The following is a 26,629-nucleotide window of genomic DNA, read 5'->3' on the forward strand; positions in this document are numbered from 1 at the left end:
GGCGCAGTTCTAGGGGGATGTCCCTTCAGGGACTGTCCCCAACATTAAGATCACTCCGCTTGTGGCGCAGCGTCGCTTGCATTTTCAGGCAGGCCACCCAGTTCCCCGACCATCTTTTTATAGGCGTCGAGATAGGCGAGCACGATAACCTGGCCGATGTCGCTATTCTGGTAGCTGCCGCCACCGGCACCTGCGAGGCCACCGCCCCACCATGCACCGCCGCCGGCACCCCAGCTGACGTCCGACTTGCGGTAATAGCCTTCCGACAGCGCTTCAATCTCGGTGGTGCGCACATTGACGACCGACAACGAAACGCTGGCTTCCTTCTTGGACACCTTCAGACCGCCCACGAGCCCGCCGATAAACCGGCCGCCCAATGCGCCTGCCAGACCGCCCGCAATCCCGCTTCCGCCGGAGTTGCTATTACGGCTGATGATGTCGGGTACGATCACATAGTCGGCAGCCTTCACCTGCCGTTTGCCGATGTTCGACCCGCGCTGTAATTCGCCGGAATCGCCAAGAGCACGCTCAACCGCGCGTGCCGCAAGGCCGCCGCCGCGATCGACAAGTGAGAAGCAGCCCGATTTCTGCACGAAAAATTTGATAACCGCTTCGGGGTTGGAAAGCCCGAGTTCACTCCACCATTGGGTTTCTGGCTCGGTAATCGCCACAGTGCCCAATTTACGGGTGCAGACCGGGATTTCGGTCATATTCTTGTCTTGTGCTTTTTTTGCGGAAGACTTGTCTTCCTTCGCAAAGGCGGGTGCCCCGACACTTAAAAGTGCACCTGCCAATAATGTGGAAATAATCCGTCGCATCGCTATCCCTCCGGTGTTGGCAAATCGGTAGTTTGCCTAAAACAGCTATTGTGGTGCGACCCGTTGCGGCTTGTATATCCACCTGTTTTCGTGATTGCCAAGCGCAAAGCGCGTCATCACCCAAAAAAGCCGAAATTACGACATGCGCGAGTTGACGTTTACGTAAACGTTCGGTAACACCTCTCAAACGCTTCAGAGGAGAGTCGCCATGCAATTGGAATTCAGTCCCGAAGAAATCGCCTTCCAGCAGGAAGTACGTAGCTTCATCGCCGAAAATTACCCGCAGAACCTGCGCTCAGTGCAGGATGAAGGGCATGATCTTTCGAAAGAAGATTTCCTGTCCTGGCACCGCATACTTGCGAAAAAAGGCTGGATCGCCCCTGCATGGCCCGTTGAATATGGCGGCACCGGCTGGACCGCGACGCAGCGTTTCATTTGGTCCGAAGAACTGGCGGCTGCCGATTGCGTCGGCACCATGCCCTTTGGCCTCTCGATGGTTGGCCCTGTTATCTACACCTTCGGCACGCCCGAGCAAAAGGCCCGCTTCCTTCCCGGCATCCTGTCGGGCGATGACTGGTGGTGTCAGGGTTATTCGGAGCCCGGCTCCGGTTCCGACCTCGCTTCGCTGCGCACAAAAGCTGTGCGCGATGGCGACCATTATATCGTCAATGGCCAGAAAACCTGGACCACCATGGCGCAGCATGCCGACTGGGGCTTCTTCCTTGTTCGCACCGATCCCGATGCGAAGCAGCAGGAAGGCATCAGCTTCCTGTTGATCGACATGAAATCGCCGGGCGTCACCGTCCGCCCGATCATCACGCTGGGCGGCGAACATGAAGTCAACGAAGTCTGGCTCGAAGACGTCCGCGTTCCCGTCGATCAGCGTATTTATGAAGAGAATAAGGGTTGGACCTGCGCCAAATTCCTGCTCGCCCATGAACGCACCGGCATTGCGGCGGTTGCCCGTTCAAAGCGCGGCGTTGAGAAGATCAAGCAGATTGCCCGCACCGAAATGGACGGCGACAAGCCGTTGCTCGCCAATGCCTTTTTCAAGCGCAAGATTTCGGAGCTGGAAATCGACCTGACCGCGCTGGAATTCACCGAATTGCGCAGCCTCGCTGGTGAAGCCGCAGGCAAAGGCCCTGGACCTGAATCAAGCTTGCTGAAGATCAAGGGTTCGGAAATTCAGCAGCGTATCACCGAACTCGCGCTGGAAGCGGTTGGCCATTATGGCGCGCCCTATTTCCGCGGCTTCGGCGAAGGCGACAACGAACACCCCATTGGTCCCGATTACGCACACCGCGCAGCGCCGACCTATTTCAACACCCGCAAGACGACGATTTACGGCGGATCGAACGAGATCCAGCGGAACATCATCGCCAAGATGGTGCTCGGGATTTAAGCTTTTCACCCCTCCCGCACGCGGGAGGGGAAAGATAATGAGGGATTTAGAGAGATGGATTTCAGCTACACCGAAACGCAGGACATGATCCGCGAGACACTCAGCCGGTTTCTCGCCGACACCTATGATTTCGACAGCCGCGGCAAGATGATTGCCAGCGCCACCGGACGCGATGCCGGTATCTGGAAAGCACTGGCCCAGGATCTGGGCATGCTGGGCGCTTCCTTTAGCGAAGAGCATGGCGGTCTGGGTGGCGGACATCTCGAAAACGCACTGATCATGGAAGAATTGGGCAAGGTCATTGCGATCGAGCCCTATTTGCAGACGGTCGTTCTGGGCGGCGGTGCCCTGAAGGCTGTCGGCGGTGCCATTGCGGATGCGGTTATTCCCGAAATCATCGGCGGCAACGTCGTCATTGCCTTTGCCTATGCCGAACCGCAGGGCCGCTATAATCTCGCCAATTTGCGGACCACTGCCAAGAAGGATGGCGCAGGATATGTTCTGAACGGCCATAAGGGCGTGGTTTATGCTGCACCTTGGGCAAGCCACCTGCTCGTGACCGCCCGCACCGGTGGATCGGGCAGCGAAGCCGCTGGCGTTTCGCTCTTCCTGATCGATGCCAATCTGCCCGGAATTGTGCGCCGCGATTATCCAACGGTGGACGGTTTCCAGGCATCCGAAGTCTATTTCGAAAATGTTGCCATCCCAGGCGACGCTCTGCTCGGTGGCGAAGGTGCTGGCCTTCCGCTGATCGAACAGATTGTCGACGAAGCAACGGTATCGGTCTGCGCCGAAGCCTGCGGCGTCACATTCAAGCTGCATCAGGGCACGCTGGAATATGCGCGCCAACGTAACCAGTTTGGCCAGCCCATCTCGCGCTTCCAGGTGCTGCAGCACCGCATGGTCGACATGTTCATGGAAGTTGAACAGAGCAAATCCATGACGACAATGGCGACATTGAAGCTCGACCTGCCTGCCGCCGAACGCATGGCTGCCGTATCCGCCTGCAAAGCGAAGGTATCGCGGGCCGCCAAATTTGTTGGCCAGAACGCCATCCAGACCCATGGCGGTATCGGCATCACTCAGGAATTGGCCATCGGGCACTATTTCAAACGCGCCACAATGATCGAAGGCCAGTTCGGCTCGGCCGACCATCATTATGACCGCTTTGAAAAGCTGACGCTGGCGGCTTAAATTTATTCCGAGCTGTTGGGGACAGTCCCTATTGGGACAGTCCCCGGATAGCGCAACAACGGGGACTGTCCCTTCCGGGACTGTCCCCAAATTTTTGCGCCAACCCGTCATTCCCCATTTTTTGTGCAGTGCAACATTTATCGTTGACATCGCTTGCGTGAATCATTATTGTGCAGTGCAACACAACAGAAATGGTGCTCAATATGGCCAGCAAGGCAACTACCCCGGCAACTTCCAAAACTGCGAAACCCGCAGCGGTGAAAGCTGCGCCTGCAAAAGCTGCTCCGGTAGCTGAAAAGGTAGAAACCAAAAAGGTAGAGGCTGAAAAGCCTGCTGCGGCGCTGGTCACCAAGATCGTGTCTGTTGAACCCAAACCGATTGCTCAAGGAGTAACCAGAATGACCGATACTGTTAAAGCCACCACCGAGAAGGCCACTGAATTTTTCGCCGACGTTCGCGAAAAGGCAACCGAAGCTGCTGAAAAAGGCAAGAAGCTTGCTGCAGACGCTGTTGAATTCAACAAGGCCAATGTCGAAGCCATGATCGAAGCCGGCAAGATTGTTGCCAAGGGCGCTCAGGACATGGGCAAGACCAACATGGAATATGCCAAGAAGAATTTCGAAGAAGCACAGGTTGCCGTCAAGGAATTGACCGCAGTCAAGTCGCCTACCGATTTCGTCAAGCTGCAGGGTGAATGGGCTCGCAAGGGCTTCGACACCGCCGTTGCCCAGGGTTCGAAGAACACCGAAGCGATGGTAAAGCTGGTCAGCGACATGTTCCAGCCGATTTCGAACCGCATTGCGGCGACGACCGAACTTTTCAAGAAGGCTGCTTAAGCTGACTTGAATATTGTGCCGGTGCGCTAAGATGCACCCGCCGCCCTCTCTCCTCTCCTTATAGGTGGTGGGAAAGCAGACGCGAACCGGCGCAATGAAACAAAAACCGCTCTTTCCCACCTCGGGAAAGGGCGGTTTCTTTTTGGGACAAGACGAATCATCATTAACAGGGCTTGCGGAGTCCCCCTGCCCTATCCTATTTTAGCGGCATGGATATTTTTATGGCCCAAGACGACGACGACAAAGCAGGCGGCACCCCCGGCGTAGGACTTGCCACGCGCACGCGGCCCAAGACCCAGAAGCCGAGCCAGTATAAGGTGCTCCTGCTCAACGACGATTATACGCCGATGGAATTTGTCGTTCATGTCCTGAAAGCCTTTTTCTCGATGGACACCGATCAGGCCACACGCGTGATGCTTCATGTCCATCAAAAGGGCGTCGGTGTCTGCGGGATCTTCACCTATGAAGTTGCCGAAACCAAGGTGACGCAGGTCATGGATTTTGCGCAGAAGAACCAGCACCCGCTGCAGTGTACGCTTGAAAAGGCCTGATTAGGCCGCGCCTCTGACCACATTTCCTTTAAGGTCGCCGTAACCCAGCGGCTCCCCACAATGGGGGCAGGTTGTTTCCAGCCCCACATCCTGACCGCAGGCGCGGTGAATATAACGGATAGCGAGCGGATCGCCCTCTGCACGTTCCCACCGCTCGGCCCAATTGCGCATCGCATAGAGAACCGAGAACAGATCCTTGCCCTTGTCGGTGAGCGCGTAGCGGTACCGGATCGGCCGCTCCTGATAGGCGATCCTCACAATAATCCCTTTATCGCGCAAATGCCGAAGCCGGTCCGTCAGCATTTGCGGCGACGCGCCGCTGCGCGACTGAAGGTGTTCGAACCGCTCCTTCCCGAAAAACAGTTCGCGCAGGATCAGCAACGTCCACCGATCCCCAAGCACGTCGGCAGATTTGGCAACGGGGCAAATACGCGTGTCGATGACGGTCCGTTTCGGCATAATTTGCTTGTTACTATGATTATCATAGTTATTCTAGCCCGAAAGGAGATTCGGATGAGTGCTGCATTGATTGTAGGGGCAGGCGATGCCACCGGCGGGGCGATTGCACGGGCCTTTGCGCGTGAAGGCTATACCGCCTGCGTCAACCGCCGGGCGCGGAATGTGGCGCAGCTGGAAACGCTGGTGCAGTCCATCGAAGCCGAAGGCTTTGCCGCCAAGGCCTATCCCGGTGACGCACGGCTGGAAGAAGATGTGACCGCGATGGTCGACGCCATCGAGCGCGATGTGGGCCCAATCAATGTGGCGGTGTTCAACATTGGCGCGAATGTGAACTTCTCCATCCTCGAAACTACCGCGCAAGTGTACCGGAAAGTCTGGGAAATGGCGGCCTTTGCCGGGTTCCTGATGGGCCGTGAAGTTGCCAAACGCATGGTGACGCGCGGTCACGGCACAATCATCTTTACAGGGGCGACGGCGTCGCTTCGCGGCGGCAAGGGTTTTTCCGCTTTTTCGGGTGCGAAGGGTGCGTTGCGGATGCTGGCGCAATCCATGGCGCGGGAATTGGGGCCACAGAATATCCATGTCGCCCATGTCGTGATCGACGGTGGCATCGATACCGAATTCATCCGCGGCCTTCGCGCTGACTTTGACGAGGCAAAGGCACTGGATAAGGTCCTGTCGCCCGATGCCATAGCAGCGCAATATGTTGTGCTGCACAAGCAACATCGCAGCGCGTGGACGCATGAGCTCGACCTGCGGCCCTGGGCGGAGACATTCTGATGGCAAAAAGCTTTGAATTTCTGTTCGATTTCGGCGGACCCAACAGCTATCTTGCGCATAAAATGCTGCCGGAGCTCTGCGCGCGTACCGGGGCAGAAGCGGTCTACACGCCCATCCTTTTGGGCGGACTGTTCAAGCTGACCAATAATCAGGCCCCGCTAATGCGCTATGCGGAGACGCCCGCCAAGCGGAACTATGAAATGCTGGAGTTTGACCGCTTCGTCAAAGCGCACTCCATTCCGTTCCGGATGAACCCGAACTTCCCGATCAATTCGCTATATCTCATGCGCGGCGCGGTCGCGGCGCAGCATCTCGGATGCTTCATGCCCTATGTCGAGGCGATCATGGCCGCCATGTGGGAAAAGGGCCTGAATACCGGCGATCTTGACGTGGTGCGCAAGGTTCTGGAAGATGCCGACCTCGACAGTGCGGCCATATTGGCCAAAGCCGACGACCCCGACGTAAAGGCCGAGCTTGTCGCAAACACCGAAAAGGCGGCGGGGCGCGGAGCCTTTGGCGTGCCTACCTTCTTTGTCGGGCCGGACATGTACTGGGGCAAGGAAAGACTGGGACAGGTCGAGGACGCATTGACCGCGTCGTAACCGCTTTAAAGCCGATCACTCTTCGATCCGGAATTCCGCTTTCTGCGTGAATGTGCGGTCGCTACCGTCAGCCAAGGGCGGAAAGCCCGTTGCACGCACGGCACTTGTGCATGCGGCGCGATCCAGATCGGCATGGCCGCTGCTGCTCGCAATAGCGCAGGATTTCGGCCTGCCATCTGGACCGACTGTCAATGCGATGATGACCGTTCCCTGCCGCCCCTCCCGCAGAGCGCGAACAGGATAATCGACCGCGATTGTCTGGACGGAAGACGCTGCGTCGGCAGTTTTCGTTGTTGTGCCATTGCAGGGTGCGGCTACCAAAAGGACAGCACATATTCCGGTCAGAAATTCAGCTTTCATTGTAACGGCTCCTGCCCTTGCATTAGTCTGGCTTGCCTCCTCAGACAATGCCGCTAAATACGGGCGATGGACAAGATAATCGTACGCGGCGGCAACGCACTAAAGGGGAAAATTCCGATATCGGGGGCAAAGAACAGCGCGCTGACGCTGCTGCCGTGCGCCTTGCTGACCGATGAGCCGCTGACCTTACGTAACTTGCCGCGATTGGCTGATATTGACGGCTTCCAGCATCTTCTGAACCAGTTCGGTATTTCAACCAGCATCGCGGGATCGCGTCCCGAAGATTTCGGCCGCGTCATGACGCTGGAGGCGACGCGCATCACCAGCAATGTTGCGCCCTATGAACTCGTCCGCAAAATGCGCGCCTCGATCCTCGTGCTCGGCCCGATGTTGGCGCGCGCGGGGGAAGCTACCGTTTCGCTGCCCGGTGGCTGCGCCATTGGCAACCGCCCGATTGACTTGCATCTCAAGGCGCTTGAGGCCTTTGGCGTCGAAATCGAATTGGCGGCGGGTTATGTAAAGGCCATGGCACCCGACGGCATCCCAGGCGGGACCTTTACCTTCCCGGTTGTCTCGGTGGGGGCCACGGAAAATGCCCTAATGGCGGCCAGCCTCGCCAAGGGTACCTGCATTTTGCACAATGCTGCGCGCGAGCCGGAAATTGTCGATCTGTGCAATCTGCTGGTTGCCATGGGCGCCGAAATTGAGGGGATCGGTACGTCCGACCTGATCATCCACGGCAAAGACCGCCTCCATGGCGCGACCTACCGCGTGATGAGCGACCGGATCGAAGCGGGAAGCTATGCATGCGCCGCGGCGATTACGGGCGGCGATGTCGAGCTGATCGGTGCAAAGGCGAGCGAAATGGACGCAACCGTCGATGCATTGCGCCAGGCCGGGGTCTCGGTGGAAGAAACCAAGGCTGGTATCCGCGTATCCTCGGATGGCAAGCTAAAGCCTCTGACGATTTCGACGGCACCTTATCCGGGATTTGCCACCGATATGCAGGCGCAGTTTATGGCCATGTTGTGCTTGGCCGACGGTGCCAGCGTGTTGACCGAAACCATCTTCGAAAACCGCTACATGCATGTCCCCGAACTCAACCGCATGGGCGCGCATATCGAGACCAAGGGCCGCACCGCGATTGTGCACGGCGTCAAAGGGCTCACCGGCGCACCCGTGATGGCCACGGACTTGCGCGCGTCGATGAGTCTGGTGATTGCCGGATTGGTGGCCGAGGGCGAAACCCATGTCAGCCGCCTCTACCATCTCGACCGCGGCTATGAACGGCTGGAAGAGAAGCTCCAGCTCGTCGGTGCCGATGTCGAGCGGGTTGGCGCGGAGTAGACCCTAACGGCCAAATCGGATATGTTTTCGATGGCCTATTGCTAAGTGAAGCCAAGTGCGTCATCCTTAGGACTAGAGAAGACCCGATGATGATGCACATGATAATGTCTGGACGCGGACGTCACCCAGTTCTGGATGCAATACGGCACAGTCCGATTGCAACCGTAGTGAGCGATCCCAAAGAAGCGGATAACCCGATTATCGCTGCAAATGAGGCGTTTTGCACGCTTACGGGCTATAACGAAAGCGAAATTCTTGGCCGGAATTGCCGGTTCCTGCGCGGGCCGGATACCGAGAATAGCCAGACCGAAAAACTGCGGGAATCAATTCATGCACGGCGTCCGACTCTGGCGGAGCTTATCAATTACCGCAAAGATGGGTCGCCGTTTCGGAACGCTGTGATGATTGCCCCCCTGTTCGACAGCGGTGGCAAGCTTGAATATTTTGTCGGATCGCAGATCGAAGTACTTCCCGAAGAGGAGAGTATTGCGGTCGTCCGCCAGCAGCAGGCGGCTGAGATTGTCCATCGGCTAAGCCCCCGCCAGCGCGAAATATTGCAGCAAATGGCGCAGGGTTTCCGCACAAAACAGATCGCCCATATGTTGTCGCTGAGCGAAAAAACGGTGCAAATGCACCGGATGCTGATGTTCAAGAAACTGTCGACATCAAATGCGGCAGATGCCGTTCGTATTGCGGTCGAGGCGGGACTTTAACGTCCTGTTTTCCGGACTAAATCGACATACACGCCCCAAAAGCTACAGCCATTCGCCTATATGGGCCAAATCCGGTATTTTGAGTGCAGCCTTATTGCGGCATTAAGCATGCACAGGTAGGCGGCAATGTAGGTCGGAAAAGCGTCCGGTCTTATCCCTCCCTCAAAACGAAGGGCGCTTTGTATATACGGCGGTAACCCTCCATCGCACGAACTAGACTCTCTTTGCCGTCCGCCTGTAACCCGCCAACGAATGCCTGATATGGAAATTCGAGCATTTTGGGGTCGCAATTGTACCGCCATGGCCTTGCCTTCGGCGGTACTTTTTTATTCGCGGTTTGCGCTTACCCAGAGGCGGATGGCGCTGGCGAGGCCGCAGGGTGACGCAGATTCCAGCCGTTCAACGTCAATTTGGGCGACAAGGGCATTCACCGGCAAGCTCCGCTTGTCCGCCGCCCGTTTCAGCGCATCCCAGAACAAAGGCTCCAAACTGATCGACGTTTGATGTCCGGCGATCGTCATGCTGCGCTTGACCGGCGGATGATAAATGGAAATGCCCTGCACAATTTATCCCGTCATCCGCCCGTCACACGTAGCATTGCATCAATACATATGCTGCCCGCCGTTAATCGACAGCGTCGACCCCGTAATGAACCCTGCATTTTCGCTCGTCAGGAATTCTACCCCGCGCGCAATTTCATCCGCATTGCCGAGGCGCCCCACCGGAATCTGCGCCACAATCTTTTCCATCACATTTTCCGGAATGGTCGACAGCATTTCTGTGCCGATATAGCCCGGCGCAATCGCGTTGGCCGTTACACCGTGGCGGGCGCCCTCCATGGCGAGCGACTTGGTAAAGCCATGGATGCCCGACTTGGCCGCAGCATAATTGACCTGACCGATCTGCCCGCCCTGACCGTTGACGGACCCGATATTGACGATACGTCCCCATTTGCGTTCGCGCATTCCGGTAAACACCGCTTTCGCCATGTTGAAGCAGCCGGTCAGATCGACGCGGATGACCTCGTCCCATTGTTCGAATGTCATTTTGACCATGGTTGCGTCGCGCGTGATACCGGCATTGTTGACCATGATATCGATGGAGCCGAATTCCGCCTCAATCGCGGCACAGGATTCGATGCACGCCTCGTGATTGCCGACATCCCATTTGCGAACGGGAATCCCGGTACGCTCCGAAAATTCCTTGGCGGCGGCGTCATTGCCACCGTAATTGGCGACGACGAACCGTCCTTTTTCCTTCAATTTCAGACTGATCGCTTCGCCAATGCCCCGTGTTCCCCCGGTTACGACCGCAATACGTGACATATCTCTCTCCTGACTTTTTGCTTGATTTCACATGAAGAATAGCCGGAGCCGCCACAAGTGCAAGTTGACGTTAGCGTTAGCGCATAGCTATTCAGAGCCAGCCGGAAAGTTCCCGCCGAACGAGAGTTTCCAGCATATCCATGCCCACATCGCTGTCGTTCAGACAGGGCAGATAGGCATAGTGGGTGCCGCCTGCTTCTTCGAACTGCTCCTGCCCCTGTATGGCGAGCTCCTCCAACGTTTCGAGACAATCGACGGAAAAGCCCGGCGCAAAGATCGCAATCTTTTTCCGACCGTCGCGCGCCAATTGCATGATCGTTTCATCGGTCGCGGGTTCCAGCCATTTGGCACGGCCAAAGCGCGACTGGAAACTGACCACCAGTTCACGCCCCATTGCCTCGGATAGGAGCCGCGCAGTTTTCTGGCAGTGGCAGTGATAGGGATCACCAAGATATAATGTGCGTTCCGGCATGCCGTGGAAACTGATGACGAGCGCGTCCGGCGTAAAATCGAGTGTTGCCAGCGATGCCTCAACCGACGTCTTCAGCGCCGCAATATAGGCCGCATCGTCATGATAGGCGGGCAATGTGCGAATGGCCGGATGCCAGCGCATTTTGGTCAGTGCGGCATAGGCTTCGTCCTGCACTGTGCCGGTGGTCGCGCCTGAATATTGCGGATAGAGCGGCGCAATAAGGATGCGGTTACAACCGGCCTCTTTCATCGCTGCGAGCTGGTCTGGAATCGACGGATTTCCGTAACGCATCGCGTAACGCACGTCGGCTTGTCCGTGCAATCGCTCGGCCAGCGCTTTCATCTGCGCGATCGTAAAGAAGGCGAGCGGAGAGCCACTTTCGGTCCAGACCTTGGAATAGGCTTTGGCCGATTTCTGCGGACGTGTGTTGAGGATTACGCCGCGCAAAATCGGCTGCCAGACCAGCGGCGGAATTTCGACGACGCGGCGGTCGGACAAAAACTGTTTCAGATAGCGTTTTACGGCCTCGGTGGTCGGTGCATCCGGCGTGCCCAGATTGACCAGTAGTACCCCGATTCTGGGTGCAGCGACGACGGGATGGGTGTCGGGCTTTTCCATCACAAGCCTCGCGACAATAAGGGGAGTTCGCGAAGGCGCACGCCAGCCGCGGAGAACAGAGCGTTCGCGACAGCAGGGGCGACGGCCGGGACACCCAATTCGGATACACCGCCGGGGTCTTCATCGCTGCGGATAAATTCCACGATGATTTCGGGAATGTCGGCAAGGACCGGTAGATCAATCTCGCGCAACCGGCGGACCGTGGGAAGACCTTTTTCAAAATCGGTCGAGGCACCCAGTGCCTGCGCTAACCCGAACACGATTCCGCCTTCGATCTGCTGGCGCGCCAGATCTGGGTTAATCAATCGCCCGCAATCTACCATCGCCGAAATCCGTTCTACGCGTACGCCTGTTTCATTCGTACGCGCGCTGGCGACGATCGCGATATGGCTACCGCGCATCGAGTGGCAGGCCAAGCCTTTACTGCTGCCCGAGATACCGCCGTCCCATCCTGCCATAGAGGCGACACCCGTCAGGCAGCGCGCAAGCCGGGTCTGGTTGACCAGCATCTGCATCCGGAACGACAAGGGTTCTATACCGGCCTTCTGGGCGAGTTCATCGACAAAGGATTCGATGAAAAAGCAGTTATAGCTATGCGCCAGGGATCGCCACGGGCCGGTCATGATGGGCAGATCGACCGGGAAGTGGTCTACGGTAAGATTGGCGATTGCGTATGGCGGCACGGCCCCTTCGAGCGCCAGGGAGTCAAATTCACCAGCGGCGGTCGCGCGGGCGTCCGCGGGATTTTCTCCGTCCAGCCGGTTTGCCAATTCGCGCATCGACGATGCGGCAGCAACGCGGACAGTCATGCCCGCCAGCGTGCCGTCCTGATCCAGCGAAGCGGACAAGCGTCCGAGCGCGGGCGTGCGTACATAATCGCGTACAAAATCCTCTGCCCGTGACCAGACAAGCTGGACCGGGCGGCCAACTTCCTTGGCGATAACGGCAATTTGCGCAGCGATGACATTGTCGAAATTGCGGTCGAAGCTGCCGCCCGCGATCACGGGATGCAGCGTGACATCATCGGCATCGATGCCAATTGCCTTTGCGGCAGCTTGCTTGGCCTGATGCGGTGCCTGACTTGCCAGCCAAAGCTGTAACCGGCCATCGCGATAGTCGGCGGTTGCAGAGCGTGTTTCAATCGGTGCGTGGACAGCGGCAGCGACGCTATAGTCAGCGTTGAACACACGTGTTGCCGCCTCCTTCGCCATGGTGGCATCGACATCGCCTTGACGCACCATGCGCGTCCCCGGCCCGCTGGCAATCGCATTGGCCAGTGCATCGGTCATTTTGACGCTGTCGGCCATCCGTCCTTCGGTCACGAAAACAGGTGCCATGGCATCAAGCGCACGGTTCGCTGCCCACCAGTTGGTCGCGACAGATGCAACCCAATGCTCGGTCTTTACGATATTCACGACACCCCGGATTTTGAACGCCGCCTTGCTGTTCAGCGATTTCAGGGTGGTCTTTCCGGTCGGCCCGCCCCTGACTGACGCAAACAGCATATCGGGTAGACGGATATCGCCGGCGAAGCTCACACTGCCGTCTACCTTCGATGCAAGATCAAGACGTGGGGCATCGCGCCCCGACAGCCGGTTGCGCGCCGACGGATTGAGCGGAATCGGTGACGGCGGCTTTAGTGCCGCCGCGTCGGCGACCAGATCGGCAAAGGCGAGGCGTTTTTTGCCGAAGGTAACAAAGCCTTTGTCGACCTGACACTGTTCCCACTCGGTATCCCAACGCGCCGCAGCCGCCTGGCATAGCAACACGCGCGCCGTCGCCCCGGCCTCCCGGCATGGCCGTTCAAACTGGCGGATGGAGGTGGATCCTCCGGTCGCGACAAACATGTCGCGGGTGGCGAGCTCGTTCACGACGGTCGCTACGGGTCCCTGCTCTGCCTCCAGACCGGCTTTTTCCGGAAGGAACGCCGGTGCCCATTCGCGGGCCAATAATTTGTTGGAAAAAAGCGGACTTGGCGGAACAGGCTGCACCGCCACAGAGCGCCAGTCGGCACCCAGTTCGCCCGCAACGATCTGCGCAAGCGCGGTGTAGACGCCCTGCCCCGATTCGCTTTGCGGAATCCCCACTATGACTTTGCCGTCTTCGGCAATTTTCAGCCAGGGCCCGAAAAGATGCTCGCCCTTGGCCGCCCGCATATTGGGCAGATACCGCCGGGGCCAAAGCGCCCAGGACACGAGCAAGCCAACACCGACCCCGCCGCCGATCAGTATCTTGCGGCGCGAGATGCCGCCTTCCTCTTCTGAACCGTTCGTCATGCAGGCGGTGCTTTCGGATTATCCATCCAGTCGATGACCTGCCGCGCGATAGCGCCATAGGCCGATGCAATCGGCCCCTCACCCAGCGCCGGGGGGACTCCGGCATCGCTGGCCTTGCGGATCGCAATGTCGAGCGGAATGCGGCCCAGAAACGGGATACCCAGCTCCGCCGCTGCGGCCTCTGCACCGCCGGACCCGAAGGGATCACTCATTTCCCCGCAATGGGGGCAGAGATATCCCGCCATATTCTCAACGAGCCCGATAATCGGCACCTTGGCCGTATCGAAAAAGCCGATGGCCCGCGCTGCATCCATCAACGCGAGATCCTGTGGCGTCGATATAATAACCGCGCCCATGGGCTTATGTTTCTGGATCATCGACAATTGGATATCGCCGGTGCCGGGGGGCATATCGACCACAATATCGCGCACATTGCCCCAATGCGCATCAACCAGTTGGGACAAGGCATTACCTGCCATTGGCCCGCGCCATGCAATCGCCTGACCGGGCTTTGCCACTTGACCCATCGACAGGAACGGAACGCCGCCTGCTCCCTTGACCGGGAACAGCTTGTTGCCTTCTGCCTCGGGCTTGCTGTCTTCGGCGCCCATCAGGCGCGGCTGCGACGGTCCGTAAATATCGGCGTCCACCAGACCCACCGACCGGCCCGCCAATGCCATCGCGACGGCAAGGTTGGTGGACAGTGTCGATTTGCCGACCCCGCCCTTGCCGCTCGCCACCGCAATCAGGCGCGGAGCGATGCGTTCGGCGGTCATAACGATGCGAACGGACTGCGCGCCTGCCTGCTGCAATTCGGTGCGCAGGCGGGCGTCCAGTTCGTCGCGCTGCTGCGCGTCCATTGCCGCGACATCGAGCACGAAAGAAACCTGGCCATTATCGACCTTCAGCCCGCTCGCACGGGGGCCTGCCAAGGTTGAAACTATGTCGGAAAATGCATTGAAATCGGTCATCACCTGCCGAATAGAATCAGAATTGCGGGATTGACACTGTTTTTCTGAAAAACCGTTCCTATAAAGGCTCTATGCGCAATAAAATTGATCAAGAGAGCGGTTCCATTTTGGCTACAGAAGGCAAAGGACCGTGGGATTCACCATCATCATCGGAAAGCGGACGGTCCGGAAAACCCAAATCTTCCGGGGATGACGGTTCCAAACCCGAACCAGTGAACCCTTGGGACCCCGCACCTGCCGGATCCACCCAGCCTGGCCGACAACGTGGCCCCTCGCTTGAAGATCTTTTGCGCCGCACGGGCGGTGGTAAAGGCGGCGGCTTTGGTGGACTGCCTTCGCGCGGCGACGGAAAAAGCTGGTGGCCGATCATCCTGGGCGCTTTTGTCGCACTTTGGCTGGTTTGGACCAGCGTCCACAGGATAGGCCCGGAACAAGAGGGTGTTGTCACTTTCTTCGGCAAATATTCGCGCACCGTATCGCCGGGTATCCAGTTCACGCTGCCTGCGCCTTTCGAAGATATTCAGAAGGTCGACACGAAGCAGATCCAGACGACGGCCGTCGGCTCACCCAAAGCGAGCAGCGAAAATCTTGTCCTGACCAAGGACCAGAGCATTATCGACATGGCCTATGATGTCCGTTGGTCGATCAAGGATCCGGAGCTTTATCTGTTCCAGCTGGAAAATGCGGATTCAACCGTCAAGGAAGTCGCCGAAAGCGCAATGCGTGCGGCAGTTGCCAATTATGACCTGACACAAGCGATCGGTCCTGGCCGTGGTGGTATCGAAATCGAAGTCCGTCGCCGGATGCAGCAGGTGCTCGACGAATATCGTTCGGGCGTGCTTGTCCAAAGCATCTCGATCCGCCAGTCCGACCCGCCTGCCGAGGTGAATGACGCGTTCCGCGAAGTAAACGCGGCGCAACAGCGTCGGGAAAGCTATTTGAACGACGCCCGCGCCTATGCCAGCCGCGTGACCGAACTTGCCATTGGTGAGACGACCGAGTTCGATAAAATCTATGTGCAATATCGTGAAGCGCCGGAAGTCACGAAACGCCGGCTCTATTATGAAACGATGGAGCAGGTTCTCGGCAAGGTGGACAAGACCATCGTCGAGACAGGCGGTGTAACCCCCTATCTTCCGCTTCCCGAGTTCCAGAAAAAAGCCGCGGCAAAAAATGAACCCGTGACCGTAACAGGCAAAAAGCAATGAACCAGACACTCCTCCGCAACCCGCTCTATCTAGGCGTGGCCGCCATCGGCGCGCTGATCCTGCTTAGCATGTCGGTTACCGTTGTGCCCGAAACGCAACAGGCCATCATCAGCAGCTATGGTAAGGTCGATCGCGTCGTGAACGCCTACCGCAAAGGCGAAGTCTTTGGCGACACACGCGCAGGTTTAACCTTCCGCATTCCCTTGGTCGAGCAGATCCAGATGATCGACAAGCGCGTACTCAGCGTCGAGATGGAACAGCAGGAAGTGCTGTCGACGGACCAGCTCCGGCTGCAGGTGGATGCCTTCGCCCGTTTCCGGATTACCAGGCCCGACCAGATGTACCGGACTATCCGCACAGAGGATCGTCTGCGCGAGCAATTGCGTACGATCTTGGGATCGTCGCTGCGCAACGAACTCGGCAAGCGCACATTTGCGACCTTGCTGAGCGCCGAGCGCGGCGAAGTGATGGAGAATATCCAGACGGCCCTGAACCGTGAAGCCAGCAAATATGGTGCGGAAGTTATCGACGTACGTATCAAACGCGCCGATCTTCCTGCCGCGACGTTGCAATCGGCCTATAACCGGATGCGCAGTGCCCGTAACCAGGAAGCAATTGCGATTGATGCCGAAGGCCAGAAAGAGGCCCAGATCATCCGTGCCGAGGCCGAAGCCGAAGCCGCGCGTATCTATGCCATCAGCTACAACAAAGACCCGGATTTCTACGATTTCTACCGCGCGATGCAAAGCTATCGGCAGACATTCCAGAATGGCGAAGGGTCGAGCAACATCATCCTGTCGCCGCAAAACGCCTATCTGGAGAAATTCCGGAACGGTCGTTAGTCGAACGGCAAGTGACATTCGCCGGTTGGTCCGGCTCCCATTCAATTGGCGTTAAGCTTTACAGCGCCATCGAATGGCCGAAATTCGGGCATCTTGCCCAAGATTGTTAGACGAAGGGAATGAAATCCGTGCGTTACGCTTATGCTGCTACAACCGCTCTACTGCTGACCGGAAGCGCTTTGGCGCTGGTCAATGGTTCGCCCGTAACCGCCCAAACGGCACTGCCCGTTTCGGCGCAGGCCAATCTGGCGCCTGCCGGTGCCCCGGCGAGCTTTGCCGATCTGGTTGTTCAACTCCAGCCTGCTGTGGTCAATATTTCGACCAAGCAAAAAGTGCAGGTAGCAACCAGCCTGAACCCCTTCACTGGCGAACGCCGTCCGGTTACGCAGGAACAGGCGAGCGGTGGCTCGGGCTTTCTGATTTCTTCTGATGGCTACATCGTCACGAACAACCATGTTGTTGCCGGTGGCCCGACGGGTGATGCCGTTGATCGTGTTACGGTCACCTTGTTTGACGGCAAGGAATATACCGCAGAAATCGTCGGCCGCGATCCGCAATCGGACATTGCCCTGTTGAAGATCAAAGCGACCGACCTGCCGTTCGTTGCAATGGCAGATTCAACCAAGAGCCGCGTCGGCGACTGGGTTATCGCCATTGGCAACCCGCTGGGCCTCAGCAGCTCGGTCACAGCAGGTATCATTTCCGCGTTGCAGCGTAATATTGGCGCAGGTGGTGCTTATGACCGTTTCATCCAGACCGACACAGCAATTAACCCGGGTAACTCGGGCGGCCCGCTGTTCAACCTGAAGGGTGAAGTAATCGGCATCAATAACCGCCTGATTTCGCCCATCGGCGCGAATATCGGTGTGGGCTTTGCCATTCCGGCGGAAGAAGCCAAGCCGGTCATTGAGTCGCTGAAAAAGGGTGTCCGCCCTGAGCGCGGTTATCTGGGTGTAGGCATCCGGCCCGTCAATGAAAAGCTTGCTGATTCGCTCGGGATTGAGAAGAACCGGGGTGAAGAAGTAACAGGGGTTGTGCCTGGTCAAGCTGGTGACAAAGGTGGTCTTAAAGAATTTGACATCGTTTTGAAAATTGACGGCCAGGATGTCTCGCCTGAACGAACATTATCTTACATTATTGCCAACACTAAACCAGGATCGAGAGCGACGCTTGAAATCTTGCGAGAAGGTAAACCTCAGAAATTGAACGTGATCGTCGGAACGCGGCCGACTGAAGAGCAGATCGCAAAGAGTAATTTCAACCCGGATGAACAAAAAGAATTTGATGGAGAAACAAATGAGGCGTCTGCAAAATATTTGCGCGATGCCTTAGGAATAAGTGTCATTCCGCTCGACGAAGCAATCGCTCGCCGCTTAGGTATTCCGGCGGACACCCGCGGTCTGGTAATTGACATTGCAGGTTCCGGAACTGTTGCCCAAGCAGGCATTCAACGTGCAGATATCATCGTTTCAGTGAATTACAAATCTGTCACCACTCCGGAAGAGTTGGTTACGGCTATCAAATCTGCTCGGGCAGCAGGACGTTCCAACATTCTACTCGGCGTTAGGCGTCGGGGAGGACCGACTCAATTTGCCGCTGTTGGTATTGATTGAGCCGGGCACATATTTGCAAGAAGTGATGCACGTTTGAAATTTTCCTTGTTTTACAGAGCCAATGCATTTAAAAAGTATTGCTATGTTAAATTTGACAAGGAGCGCAGCAAATGATTATAATGGACGTACCCCCAGCAATTGAGTTTGTTACAACACAAGCCGCCGGTGATGTTATTGCAACTCTGGACGGACAAAACGGATCTACCATAGTTGTTATTGATAACGGAGACGGTACAGTTACGGTCTTGATCAAAAACGCTGACGGATCTTTGCGTATGAGTACCCCTCAGAATATTGATGAAGCTTAAAAGCGCGAAATTAGATAAATGACATGAAGGCGGCATTTTGCCGCCTTCATGTTTTAAAGTGTGGTGTTTAGATATATCGGGTAAATGTCGTGCGATCCGTCAAAGAGAAACAACCACAATCATATGAGCCTGACCGACACCCCTTGGCACGATGATGCCACCGCCCTCCTTCCCGACCTTGTCGAATTGCGACGGGCAATCCATGCCGAGCCCGAACTGGGCCTGCAAAACCCCAAAACGCTGGCGAAGATAAAGGCCGCTTTGGCGGGCCTGCCGCTGGAACTGCGCGAAGGGCCGTCGACGACAGGCTTGATCGCCACGTTGAAGGGCCCGGCCAATGGCCGCACGGTTCTATTGCGGGGCGATATGGACGCCTTGCCACTCCATGAAGATACCGGGCTGGACTATAGCTCGACCACCGACGGTGCGATGCACGCCTGTGGCCATGACACCCATGTCGCGATGTTGGTGGGAGCCGCCAAGATGCTGTGCGCGCGGCGCGACGAACTGGCAGGCACGGTGCAGTTCATGTTCCAGCCGGGCGAAGAAGGCCATCATGGCGCGCGCTTCATGCTCGATGACGGCCTGATCGATCCGCTACCCGACGCGGCATTTGCCCTGCACATCATGCCCAACGCCCCGCGCGGCGTGTTTACGGGTAGAGCCGGACCATTGTTGGCGTCATCCGACGTGCTGAGCATCACGGTCAAGGGTGCTGGCGGCCATGCATCCATGCCGCACGATGCGACCGACCCTATCCCCGTAGCCTGCGAAATAGTCTCCGCTATCCAGACGATGGTGACGCGCACCGTGTCTGTATTTGACCCTGCCGTCGTGACCATCGCCAAAATCACGGCCGGTACGACCAACAATATCATTCCCGAAACTGCGCATATGCTGGGCACGATCCGGACCCTGTCACCGCGCCAACGGGCACAGGTGGCCGAACATCTGCACCGGCTTGGGCCAAATATAGCCGCTGCGCACGGCTGCACCGCCGAAGTGCATATCGAGCCGGGGTTCCCGGTCACATTGTGCGATGCGCGTGCGGTCCAGTTCGGAAAATCGGTCGTCGAAGATGTCTTTGGCGAAGAAAGCTGGATCACGCTCGACACGCCGATCATGGGCGCCGAAGATTTCGCCTATGTCCTCGAAAAAGTCCCCGGCGCGATGTTCTTCCTGGGCGCCAGCCATGAAGGCGACGACTGGCGTTCCTGCTGCGGACTTCACTCCAACCGCATGGTCCTCGACGACAGCGTCATGGCACGCGGCGCAGCGTTGCATGCGGCCATTGCGGAGCGGTTTTTGACGGACGGGTTTGAATAGTTTTTATCACGCAAAGACGCATGAAGCCTTGCTTTTTGTCTTTGTGTGAGATTATTTTTCAGCCGCCGCCTCCACACCGCGCATAACCCGCAACGCATTGACCTGGGCAATTTTCGCCAGGTCGGTTTTGGAATATCCCCGGCGCACCAACTCGGCAAAAAGTGCCGGGTAGGTGGCTACATTTTCAAGCCCGACCGGCAGTTCGTCTACGCCGCCAAAATCGCCGCCGATACCGATATGGTCGATGCCGGCCACTTTGCGGATATGGTCGATATGGTCGGCAACCTGCACCAACGTCGCCTTGGGTTGAGGATGTGCAGCGATCCATGCGTCGACGGCGGCTTTTTCGCCTGCGGGATTGCCTGTGAACTCGATCTTGGCACGCCCCGCAACCGCAGAGCGCTCATATTCCCATTGGCGGCGTTCGGGCGACGTAAAGCCGGGAACAAAGGTCACCATCACCACACCGCCATTTTGCGGCAGACGTTTCAACACCGAATCCGGCACGTTTCGGGGATGCGGTGTAACAGCGCGCGCGTTGCTGTGCGTGAACAACACCGGAGCTTTGCCCTTGTCGAGCACATCATGCATTGTGGCTTCGGACACATGGCTGAGGTCGACAATCATCCCCAGACGGTTCATCTCGGCAATTACTTCAAAGCCAAAGGGCGACAGACCGTCATGTTTGGGCGCGTCCGTTGCGCTATCGGCCCAATCGGTCGTCAGGCTGTGGGTGATCGTCATATAGCGTGCGCCAAGGGCATGCATCTGGCGTAAAATCTCCAGCGAACTGCCAATGGAGTGCCCGCCCTCCATACCGATCAGTGAGGCAATCTTTCCTCTCTTCATGGCCGCCTCTGCGGTCGCCGCCGTGTCGGCATAGACGAAGACATCGGGGTAACGGGCAATCATCTGGCGCACGACGTCGATCTGTTCGACGGTGCGAGTCACCGCCTCATGCTTTGGCAATGCGGCGTCGACATAGACCGACCAGAACTGCCCGCCCAGATAGCCAGCGCGCAACGTAGGGATATCCGTGTGTGTCTTGGCCAATATGTCGGGCGACAGGCCTTTCAGGTCGAATTTCGAAAAGTCGCGGTCGAACAACTCGGCAATCTGGTGCGGCGTATCGTTATGGCCATCGATCACAGGCGTTTTGGAAAGCACCTCACGCGCCGTCTCTTCGGGAGTTGCGGCGCTTGCCGGGACAGCGGCTGCGATAAATGCGAGAGCTGAAACGGTCACAATCCGCGTTAAGTTCAAAGTCATCACGCTGTTCTGGCCTGCCATGGGTTATCTCCTGAAATCGAGACCCGTTCATGCCCGATTATGGCGTTTGCAGAAATGCTTTTTATCGGCTCAGGGGACCAATATCGTATCGACGGCCTGTTTCGACAAAGACGGGTAATCAAGGGTGTAGTGCAAACCGCGGCTTTCATGCCTGGAAAGGGCAGAGCGGATGATGAGGTCGGCGACCTCAACCAGATTACGCAGCTCGATCAGATCGGGGGTGACCCGGAAATGGCTGTAATAATCCTCAATTTCACGGCGCAGCAGGTCGATGCGATGCTGCGCGCGCTCCAGCCTTTTTGTCGTGCGCACGATCCCTACGAAGTTCCACATGAACTGGCGGATTTCACGCCAGCACTGCGCAATCACAACCTCTTCATCACTGTCTGTGACCCGGCTTTCGTCCCATGGCCGGATAGCAGGGGGTGGCGGCAGATTGCCCCAATGGGCGTCGATATGCCGCGCGCAGGCATCCCCGAACACGAAGCATTCCAGCAGCGAGTTGGATGCCAAACGGTTCGCGCCGTGTAACCCCGATTGAGTCACTTCGCCCGCCGCATAGAGCCCCGGGGCATCCGTGCGGCCATCGAGATCGACCAAGACACCGCCACAGGTATAATGCTGCGCGGGGACGACGGGGATCGGTTCCTTGGTAATGTCGATGCCAAGCCCGATCAGCTTTTCATAGATGTTCGGAAAATGCTCCTTCACAAATTCCGCTGGCTTATGGCTGATATCCAGATGCACATAATCCAGACCGTCGCGCTTGATCTCGGCGTCGTTAGCGCGGGCGACGATATCGCGCGGGGCCAGTTCGGCGCGCTCGTCATAGTCGGGCATATAGCGATGCCCGGTCTTCGGGTTTTTCAATATCCCGCCCTCGCCGCGCACAGCTTCGGTAATCAGGAAATTCTTGACCTCCAGATTATAGAGGCATGTGGGATGGAATTGCATGAATTCCATATTGGAAATGCGACAACCCGCCCGCCATGCCATGGCAATCCCGTCGCCGGTCGCGCCGCGCGGGGCGGTGGAATAAAGATAGGTCCGCCCTGCGCCACCGCACGCCAAAATCGTCGCACGCGCGGTGAAGGTTTCAACCTTGCCGGTCTTGCGGTTCAGGGCATAGACCCCGTGAATACGTCCGGAAGTTGAAAAGCGTTCCTGATGCCGGCCCATGATCAGGTCAATAGCGACCATATCGGGGACCAAAGTTATATTGGAGTTCGCCTTTGCCGCCGCCTCCAAGGCCTGCTGCACGGCCCATCCGGTGGCATCATCGACATGGACTATGCGCCGGTGACTGTGTCCACCCTCCCGCGTCAAATGCCAGTCATTGCCATCAAGGTTGAAGGGCACGCCCAGCTTCGCCAGCCGTTCGATGGCTTCGGGTGCATTTTCGACGACGAATTCGACCGTAGCGCGGTTGTTGAGGCCGCCGCCTGCAATCATCGTATCTTCGATATGGCTGTCAAACGTGTCGCCGGGTTCCAGCACCGCCGCAATTCCGCCCTGCGCCCAGGCCGTCGCGCCGTCCGACAGCGCACCCTTGGCCAGCACCACAACCTTGTATTTCTGCGCAAGTTGCAACGCCGCCGTCAAACCCGCCGCGCCGGACCCGATGATAAGAACGTCGGCTTCCATCACGCGCTACTGGTCAACCGCAGGAACACATCTTCCAGATCTGCTTCCTTCGTGGTCACATCCACAATGCCAAGGCCAAGCCCTTGCATTGCGGCCAGGACCTCGCCTGCGTTCATGCGATCCTTGTTATAGGTGATTTCCACGGTCCGGTCAGCGACCAGCTCCGATTTTTCAAAGGCCGCATGCTTCGGCGCCTCGGTCACGTCCCGGTCAAGGGTCAGGACAACCGCCTTTTCCCGCGCCATCCCGACCAGTTCTTTGGTCGGTTTATTGGCAATCAGCTTGCCATGGTTGATGATCGCAATCCGGTCGCACAGCTGTTCGGCTTCTTCCAGATAGTGGGTGGTTAGAACAACCGTCACGCCTTCCCGGTTTAACTGGACCACATAATCCCACAGCTGCTGCCGCAATTCGATGTCGACCCCCGCGGTCGGCTCATCCAGTACAATCACGGGCGGGGAATGGACCATTGCCTTGGCCACCAACAACCGCCGCTTCATGCCGCCCGAAAGTGTACGGGCGTAGGCGTCTGCCTTATCCTCCAGCCGGACAGCGCGCAGCAATTCCATCGTCTTGCGCTTTGCCTTTGGCACGCCATAAAGCCCTGCCTGCAATTCCAGCGCCTCTTTAGGCGTAAAAAAGGGATCGAACATGATTTCCTGCGGCACGATCCCGATCGAGGCCTTTGCATTACGGGGGTTAACGTCAATATCGAAACCCCAGATTGATGCCGATCCGGATGTCTTCATCACAAGACCCGCCAAAATGTTGATCAGCGTCGACTTGCCCGCGCCATTGGGTCCGAGCAGTCCGAAAATAGACCCCTGCGCGACGTCAAAACTGACATCGTCCAGCGCCTGCTTACCGCCTGCATATTTTTTGGAGAGATTCTGTATCGAAATGGCTTTGCTGGACATGCATGTGCGATAGCGAAGCCTTGCCCCCTGCGCAATCGCGCGAAACATGGTAACTGGCATCTTCATCATATCCGGTTACCAAATGGGCAGCCCTGACCTGTAGCAGCGACGCTGTGAAAAGTCGGGCCATTCCTATTTTCGGGCGTTTAGCAGCCCTTTGCGCATCATTTGTCGGCGTTCAGTCGGCCCATGCACTGCCCGGCGATACGCAAACACAAATCGTCAATCCAGGTCTGGTGACCAATGCGACCAGCCTCGATTTCGGATCGGTTATCGCAGGAAGCGTGCAAAGCCGACTCCGCGTTCCGCCGACAAGCGACACAGTCGTCGTTTCGGCGGGAAATGCACTTCCGGTGGGTGGCAGCGTTTCGCGCGCGCGTTTCGATGTTGTTGCAGCGCCGCTGACGCTCGTTTTCATAAACCTGCCCAGCAATATCCAGCTAACCCGCGTGTCGGGAACAGATCAGATGTTGCTCGACCAGTTCCAGCAAAGTGGATTGCCGTTCCAGATCATGGGCGCAAGCGGCCAATATTCCTTTTATGTTGGCGGGCGTTTGCGGGTGAACCCTTCGCAGGCAGCCGGTCTGTATCAGGGGAATTTTACCGTCACGGTGAATTTCCTCTAAGGAGTGCAGGCACCTTTGTGTGCCGCATACAGAAAATCTTTACTATTTTCAGTCTATCTACCTCATCATGTGTGGGGCAAAATTCAGGTATCTAGGGAAGCTTAGCGGCGCGCTCGCCCTCGCAATGGCGGCGTTTGCGAGCAATCCCGCTATTGCCGAGACCGAAACGGCAAACGCCGAGATAACGGTTGTGCGCCCGCTTTCGTTCGTCATCGACGATAATCTGGATTTCGGCTCCCTCATTCCGGGGACGACCGCAGGTACCGTCACGATGGCACCAACGGGAGCCCGCACTGCGACCAACGGCATTGTACTTGTCGGCGGTGGACATACCCCTGCGACCTTCTCGGGACAGGGAACATTTAACCAGCGTGTGGATATTTCGCTTGGTGCCAATAGTATTCTGATTACCGGTCCTGGCGCGCCTATGCGTGTGCGGACTTTTGTGGTCGGTAGCACCCCTACTGCCATACTTACGACGACACCAACGCGTTTTCGCATTGCGGCGGCCAACGGGATCTTCACATTCCCGCTCGGCGCGACATTGGAAGTCGGTGCTAACCAGGCACCGGGCAAATATACCGGCAACTGGTCAATCACACTCAACTATTTTTGAGCCGTTGCGGCAAGCCCGTCGCTTTGCTAAGCGGCGCGCATGAGCACTTTTCAGCCCGAAACAATCCGCGTCCGTGACACCCGTATCGCTTGCGATGGCAGCGGTGACATTCCTGCTGCCTTGGGTCATCCCAAGGTGTGGCTGCAAATCGACGAAAAAGGCTATGTCGACTGTGGCTATTGCGACCGCCGTTTCGTTCTGATTGGCGGCCCTGCCGATAACGGCAAAGGCTAAACCAGCATTTCCTTCGCTGGTCCCTGCCCCAGAAAATTGGCGGGACTCGCGCTGGCCCCATAGGCACCTGCACAAAAGATCGCGACCAGATCGCCCACATCCGCGCGCGGCAGATGCGCGCTGTCCGACAATTTATCGAGCGGCGTGCACAAACATCCTACGATAGATGCGACCTCTTCCGGCTCCGCTTCATAGCGCGTGGCAATGGCCACCGGATAATTGCGCCGGATGACCGTGCCGAAATTTCCACTGGCCGCCAGTTGATGGTGCAATCCGCCATCGGTGATGAGGAAAACCTCTCCGTGGCTGATCTTGCGGTCGACGATGCGGGTCAGATATACCCCGGCCTCACCGACCAGATAACGTCCAAGCTCAATGCAAAACTCCGTCTCGGCAAGAATGTCCGGCAATACATCAAACGCCTCCGACAGGGCGGCGCCAACCGCCTGAATATCGACCGGCTCGTCGCCTGGAAAATAAGGAATCCCAAAGCCGCCGCCCAGATTGACATGTGGGGGGGCTGCTCCGATTGCGTCGGTGAGTTCGCCGACTAACGCCAATGTCTGCGCCTGCATCGCGATGATGGCGTCGGCCGATAATGCCTGCGATCCGGCATATATGTGAAAGCCCCGCCAATCGGCCCCTGCGGCAATCAGATGCTGTGCCAAGGCTGGAACACGTTCAGCATCGACACCGAATTGCTTGGCCCCGCCACCCATTTTCATGCCCGACCCTTTGAGGTCAAAGCTGGGGTTTACCCGGATCGCGATGCAGGGCGTGATGCCAAGCTGCGCACCAATCGCCAGCGCCCGCGCCGCTTCACCTTCGGATTCACAGTTGAGCGTTACGCCCAGCGAAATGGCACGCTGAAGCTCGCGATCCCGCTTGCCGGGCCCCGCAAAACTGATCCGGGCGGCGTCGACCCCGGCATTAAGGGCGAGTTCCAACTCGCCTCCTGACGCCACATCAAACCCGTCGACAAGTTCGTTCATCAACGACAACAGGGGGGAATAGGGATTGGCCTTCATCGCATAATGAATCGCCAATCGCTCCGGCATGGCGGCGCGCAGATCGGCCACACGCTGACGCAAATGCCCGGTGGAATAGACGAATAGCGGCGTATCCCCGGCTTGCGCGACCAATGCGCTGGTCTTCATCCCGCCAATTGCGAGTTCACCATCAACTATTTCGTACCCCGAAGGTATGGGACCAGTCGCTTTCATCCGCTTTCCCTAGGCGAATTGGGTAAAGCTTTTGATAACCACGGCCCCGCTTTGCAGG

28 protein-coding genes are annotated in these 26,629 nt (G+C 57.5%); 16 read left to right on the top strand and 12 right to left on the bottom strand.

Translation table 11 applies throughout. From position 1 onward, the window contains the following. Nucleotides 1-50: 50 nt before the first annotated feature. Nucleotides 51-818, bottom strand: a complete 768-nt coding sequence (locus EUU25_RS09640; protein ID WP_158900479.1) for a CsgG/HfaB family protein — start codon at nucleotides 816-818, stop codon at nucleotides 51-53. A 208-nt stretch (nucleotides 819-1,026) separates the two neighbouring features. On the opposite strand from EUU25_RS09640, the gene EUU25_RS09645 reads away from it, so the two are divergent. The 4 genes from EUU25_RS09645 to clpS all read left to right on the top strand — a co-directional run bounded on the left by EUU25_RS09645 (nucleotide 1,027) and on the right by clpS (nucleotide 4,801). Beyond that, complete coding sequence (locus tag EUU25_RS09645; RefSeq protein WP_158900481.1) at nucleotides 1,027-2,220, top strand: acyl-CoA dehydrogenase family protein; 1,194 nt, start codon at nucleotides 1,027-1,029, stop codon at nucleotides 2,218-2,220. A gap of 54 nt (nucleotides 2,221-2,274) precedes the next feature. Further along, on the top strand, nucleotides 2,275-3,414 hold the full coding sequence (locus tag EUU25_RS09650) for an acyl-CoA dehydrogenase family protein (RefSeq protein WP_158900483.1): 1,140 nt from the start codon (nucleotides 2,275-2,277) through the stop codon (nucleotides 3,412-3,414). A 203-nt stretch (nucleotides 3,415-3,617) separates the two neighbouring features. Then, nucleotides 3,618-4,250 (top strand): phasin family protein, encoded by a 633-nt coding sequence (locus EUU25_RS09655; RefSeq protein WP_246162642.1) that lies wholly within the window; start codon nucleotides 3,618-3,620, stop codon nucleotides 4,248-4,250. A 221-nt stretch (nucleotides 4,251-4,471) separates the two neighbouring features. Next, entirely contained in the window at nucleotides 4,472-4,801 is a 330-nt protein-coding gene (gene clpS, locus EUU25_RS09660; RefSeq protein ID WP_343032361.1) for an ATP-dependent Clp protease adapter ClpS, read from the top strand. On the opposite strand, the gene EUU25_RS09665 is transcribed toward clpS, so the two are convergent. Further along, nucleotides 4,802-5,260 carry a winged helix-turn-helix transcriptional regulator gene (locus tag EUU25_RS09665; RefSeq protein ID WP_158900489.1) on the bottom strand — a complete coding sequence of 153 codons (459 nt, stop codon included), beginning with the start codon at nucleotides 5,258-5,260 and terminating at the stop codon, nucleotides 4,802-4,804. A 54-nt stretch (nucleotides 5,261-5,314) separates the two neighbouring features. Between EUU25_RS09665 and EUU25_RS09670 the strand changes: the two genes are divergently transcribed. Together EUU25_RS09670 and EUU25_RS09675 are read left to right on the top strand one after the other, a co-directional pair. Beyond that, entirely contained in the window at nucleotides 5,315-6,040 is a 726-nt protein-coding gene (locus EUU25_RS09670) for an SDR family NAD(P)-dependent oxidoreductase (RefSeq protein ID WP_158900491.1), read from the top strand. Then, nucleotides 6,040-6,642 carry a 2-hydroxychromene-2-carboxylate isomerase gene (locus EUU25_RS09675; RefSeq protein WP_158900493.1) on the top strand — a complete coding sequence of 201 codons (603 nt, stop codon included), beginning with the start codon at nucleotides 6,040-6,042 and terminating at the stop codon, nucleotides 6,640-6,642. Before EUU25_RS09670 ends, EUU25_RS09675 begins: the two co-directional genes overlap by 1 nt. 15 nt (nucleotides 6,643-6,657) lie before the next feature. On the opposite strand, the gene EUU25_RS09680 is transcribed toward EUU25_RS09675, so the two are convergent. Then, nucleotides 6,658-7,002, bottom strand: coding sequence for an energy transducer TonB (locus EUU25_RS09680; RefSeq protein ID WP_158900495.1), 345 nt, complete (start codon nucleotides 7,000-7,002; stop codon nucleotides 6,658-6,660). 66 nt (nucleotides 7,003-7,068) lie between these two features. On the opposite strand from EUU25_RS09680, the gene murA reads away from it, so the two are divergent. Together murA and EUU25_RS09690 are read left to right on the top strand one after the other, a co-directional pair. Continuing rightward, entirely contained in the window at nucleotides 7,069-8,349 is a 1,281-nt protein-coding gene (gene murA, locus EUU25_RS09685) for a UDP-N-acetylglucosamine 1-carboxyvinyltransferase (RefSeq protein ID WP_158900497.1), read from the top strand. A 104-nt stretch (nucleotides 8,350-8,453) separates the two neighbouring features. Then, nucleotides 8,454-9,062: a LuxR C-terminal-related transcriptional regulator gene (locus EUU25_RS09690; RefSeq protein ID WP_158900499.1), complete on the top strand. Its 609-nt coding sequence runs from the start codon at nucleotides 8,454-8,456 to the stop codon at nucleotides 9,060-9,062. A 326-nt stretch (nucleotides 9,063-9,388) separates the two neighbouring features. Here EUU25_RS09690 and EUU25_RS09695 read toward each other — a convergent pair whose 3' ends face one another. From EUU25_RS09695 to EUU25_RS09715, 5 genes are all read right to left on the bottom strand, one after another. After that, nucleotides 9,389-9,625, bottom strand: coding sequence for a ribbon-helix-helix domain-containing protein (locus EUU25_RS09695; RefSeq protein WP_373472801.1), 237 nt, complete (start codon nucleotides 9,623-9,625; stop codon nucleotides 9,389-9,391). A gap of 39 nt (nucleotides 9,626-9,664) precedes the next feature. Further along, entirely contained in the window at nucleotides 9,665-10,387 is a 723-nt protein-coding gene (gene phbB / locus EUU25_RS09700; protein ID WP_158900512.1) for an acetoacetyl-CoA reductase, read from the bottom strand. Between the two features lie 91 nt (nucleotides 10,388-10,478). Then, a complete protein-coding gene (hemH, locus tag EUU25_RS09705; RefSeq protein WP_158900514.1) occupies nucleotides 10,479-11,477 on the bottom strand; it encodes a ferrochelatase in 999 nt (332 codons plus the stop codon). After that, nucleotides 11,477-13,753 carry a xanthine dehydrogenase family protein molybdopterin-binding subunit gene (locus EUU25_RS09710; RefSeq protein ID WP_158900516.1) on the bottom strand — a complete coding sequence of 759 codons (2,277 nt, stop codon included), beginning with the start codon at nucleotides 13,751-13,753 and terminating at the stop codon, nucleotides 11,477-11,479. Before EUU25_RS09710 ends, hemH begins: the two co-directional genes overlap by 1 nt. Next, entirely contained in the window at nucleotides 13,750-14,724 is a 975-nt protein-coding gene (locus tag EUU25_RS09715) for an Mrp/NBP35 family ATP-binding protein (protein WP_158900518.1), read from the bottom strand. Before EUU25_RS09715 ends, EUU25_RS09710 begins: the two co-directional genes overlap by 4 nt. 71 nt (nucleotides 14,725-14,795) lie before the next feature. On the opposite strand from EUU25_RS09715, the gene hflK reads away from it, so the two are divergent. The 5 genes from hflK (at nucleotide 14,796) to EUU25_RS09740 (ending at nucleotide 20,021) form a co-directional block, all read left to right on the top strand. Then, on the top strand, nucleotides 14,796-15,932 hold the full coding sequence (hflK, locus tag EUU25_RS09720) for a protease modulator HflK (RefSeq protein WP_158900520.1): 1,137 nt from the start codon (nucleotides 14,796-14,798) through the stop codon (nucleotides 15,930-15,932). Next, a complete protein-coding gene (gene hflC, locus EUU25_RS09725; protein WP_158900522.1) occupies nucleotides 15,929-16,774 on the top strand; it encodes a protease modulator HflC in 846 nt (281 codons plus the stop codon). The genes hflK and hflC overlap by 4 nt, the downstream gene beginning before the upstream one ends. 119 nt (nucleotides 16,775-16,893) lie before the next feature. After that, on the top strand, nucleotides 16,894-18,387 hold the full coding sequence (locus EUU25_RS09730) for a trypsin-like peptidase domain-containing protein (protein WP_343032362.1): 1,494 nt from the start codon (nucleotides 16,894-16,896) through the stop codon (nucleotides 18,385-18,387). A 110-nt stretch (nucleotides 18,388-18,497) separates the two neighbouring features. Next, nucleotides 18,498-18,695 carry a hypothetical protein gene (locus EUU25_RS09735; protein ID WP_158900524.1) on the top strand — a complete coding sequence of 66 codons (198 nt, stop codon included), beginning with the start codon at nucleotides 18,498-18,500 and terminating at the stop codon, nucleotides 18,693-18,695. Between the two features lie 123 nt (nucleotides 18,696-18,818). Beyond that, a complete protein-coding gene (locus tag EUU25_RS09740; RefSeq protein ID WP_158900526.1) occupies nucleotides 18,819-20,021 on the top strand; it encodes a M20 metallopeptidase family protein in 1,203 nt (400 codons plus the stop codon). Between the two features lie 51 nt (nucleotides 20,022-20,072). On the opposite strand, the gene EUU25_RS09745 is transcribed toward EUU25_RS09740, so the two are convergent. The 3 genes from EUU25_RS09745 to EUU25_RS09755 all read right to left on the bottom strand — a co-directional run bounded on the left by EUU25_RS09745 (nucleotide 20,073) and on the right by EUU25_RS09755 (nucleotide 23,872). Continuing rightward, a complete protein-coding gene (locus EUU25_RS09745; protein WP_246162645.1) occupies nucleotides 20,073-21,311 on the bottom strand; it encodes a dipeptidase in 1,239 nt (412 codons plus the stop codon). 69 nt (nucleotides 21,312-21,380) lie between these two features. Further along, complete coding sequence (nadB, locus tag EUU25_RS09750; protein WP_158900528.1) at nucleotides 21,381-22,955, bottom strand: L-aspartate oxidase; 1,575 nt, start codon at nucleotides 22,953-22,955, stop codon at nucleotides 21,381-21,383. After that, nucleotides 22,955-23,872, bottom strand: coding sequence for an ABC transporter ATP-binding protein (locus EUU25_RS09755; protein WP_158903295.1), 918 nt, complete (start codon nucleotides 23,870-23,872; stop codon nucleotides 22,955-22,957). Before EUU25_RS09755 ends, nadB begins: the two co-directional genes overlap by 1 nt. A 113-nt stretch (nucleotides 23,873-23,985) precedes the next feature. On the opposite strand from EUU25_RS09755, the gene EUU25_RS09760 reads away from it, so the two are divergent. The 3 genes from EUU25_RS09760 to EUU25_RS09770 are packed head-to-tail and all read left to right on the top strand — an operon-like array spanning nucleotide 23,986 to nucleotide 25,348. Continuing rightward, nucleotides 23,986-24,498, top strand: a complete 513-nt coding sequence (locus tag EUU25_RS09760; RefSeq protein ID WP_158900530.1) for a DUF4402 domain-containing protein — start codon at nucleotides 23,986-23,988, stop codon at nucleotides 24,496-24,498. 19 nt (nucleotides 24,499-24,517) lie between these two features. Further along, entirely contained in the window at nucleotides 24,518-25,114 is a 597-nt protein-coding gene (locus EUU25_RS09765) for a DUF4402 domain-containing protein (protein ID WP_246162647.1), read from the top strand. Between the two features lie 39 nt (nucleotides 25,115-25,153). Continuing rightward, nucleotides 25,154-25,348, top strand: a complete 195-nt coding sequence (locus tag EUU25_RS09770) for a zinc-finger domain-containing protein (RefSeq protein ID WP_158900532.1) — start codon at nucleotides 25,154-25,156, stop codon at nucleotides 25,346-25,348. Here EUU25_RS09770 and EUU25_RS09775 read toward each other — a convergent pair. Continuing rightward, a complete protein-coding gene (locus EUU25_RS09775) occupies nucleotides 25,345-26,571 on the bottom strand; it encodes a pyridoxal-dependent decarboxylase, exosortase A system-associated (RefSeq protein WP_158900534.1) in 1,227 nt (408 codons plus the stop codon). The two genes, EUU25_RS09770 and EUU25_RS09775, sit on opposite strands and share 4 nt — an antisense overlap. Between the last annotated feature and the right edge of the window lie 58 nt (nucleotides 26,572-26,629).

Source organism: Sphingorhabdus lacus (genome assembly GCF_009768975.1).
Taxonomy (GTDB): Bacteria; Pseudomonadota; Alphaproteobacteria; order Sphingomonadales; family Sphingomonadaceae; genus Sphingorhabdus_B; species Sphingorhabdus_B lacus.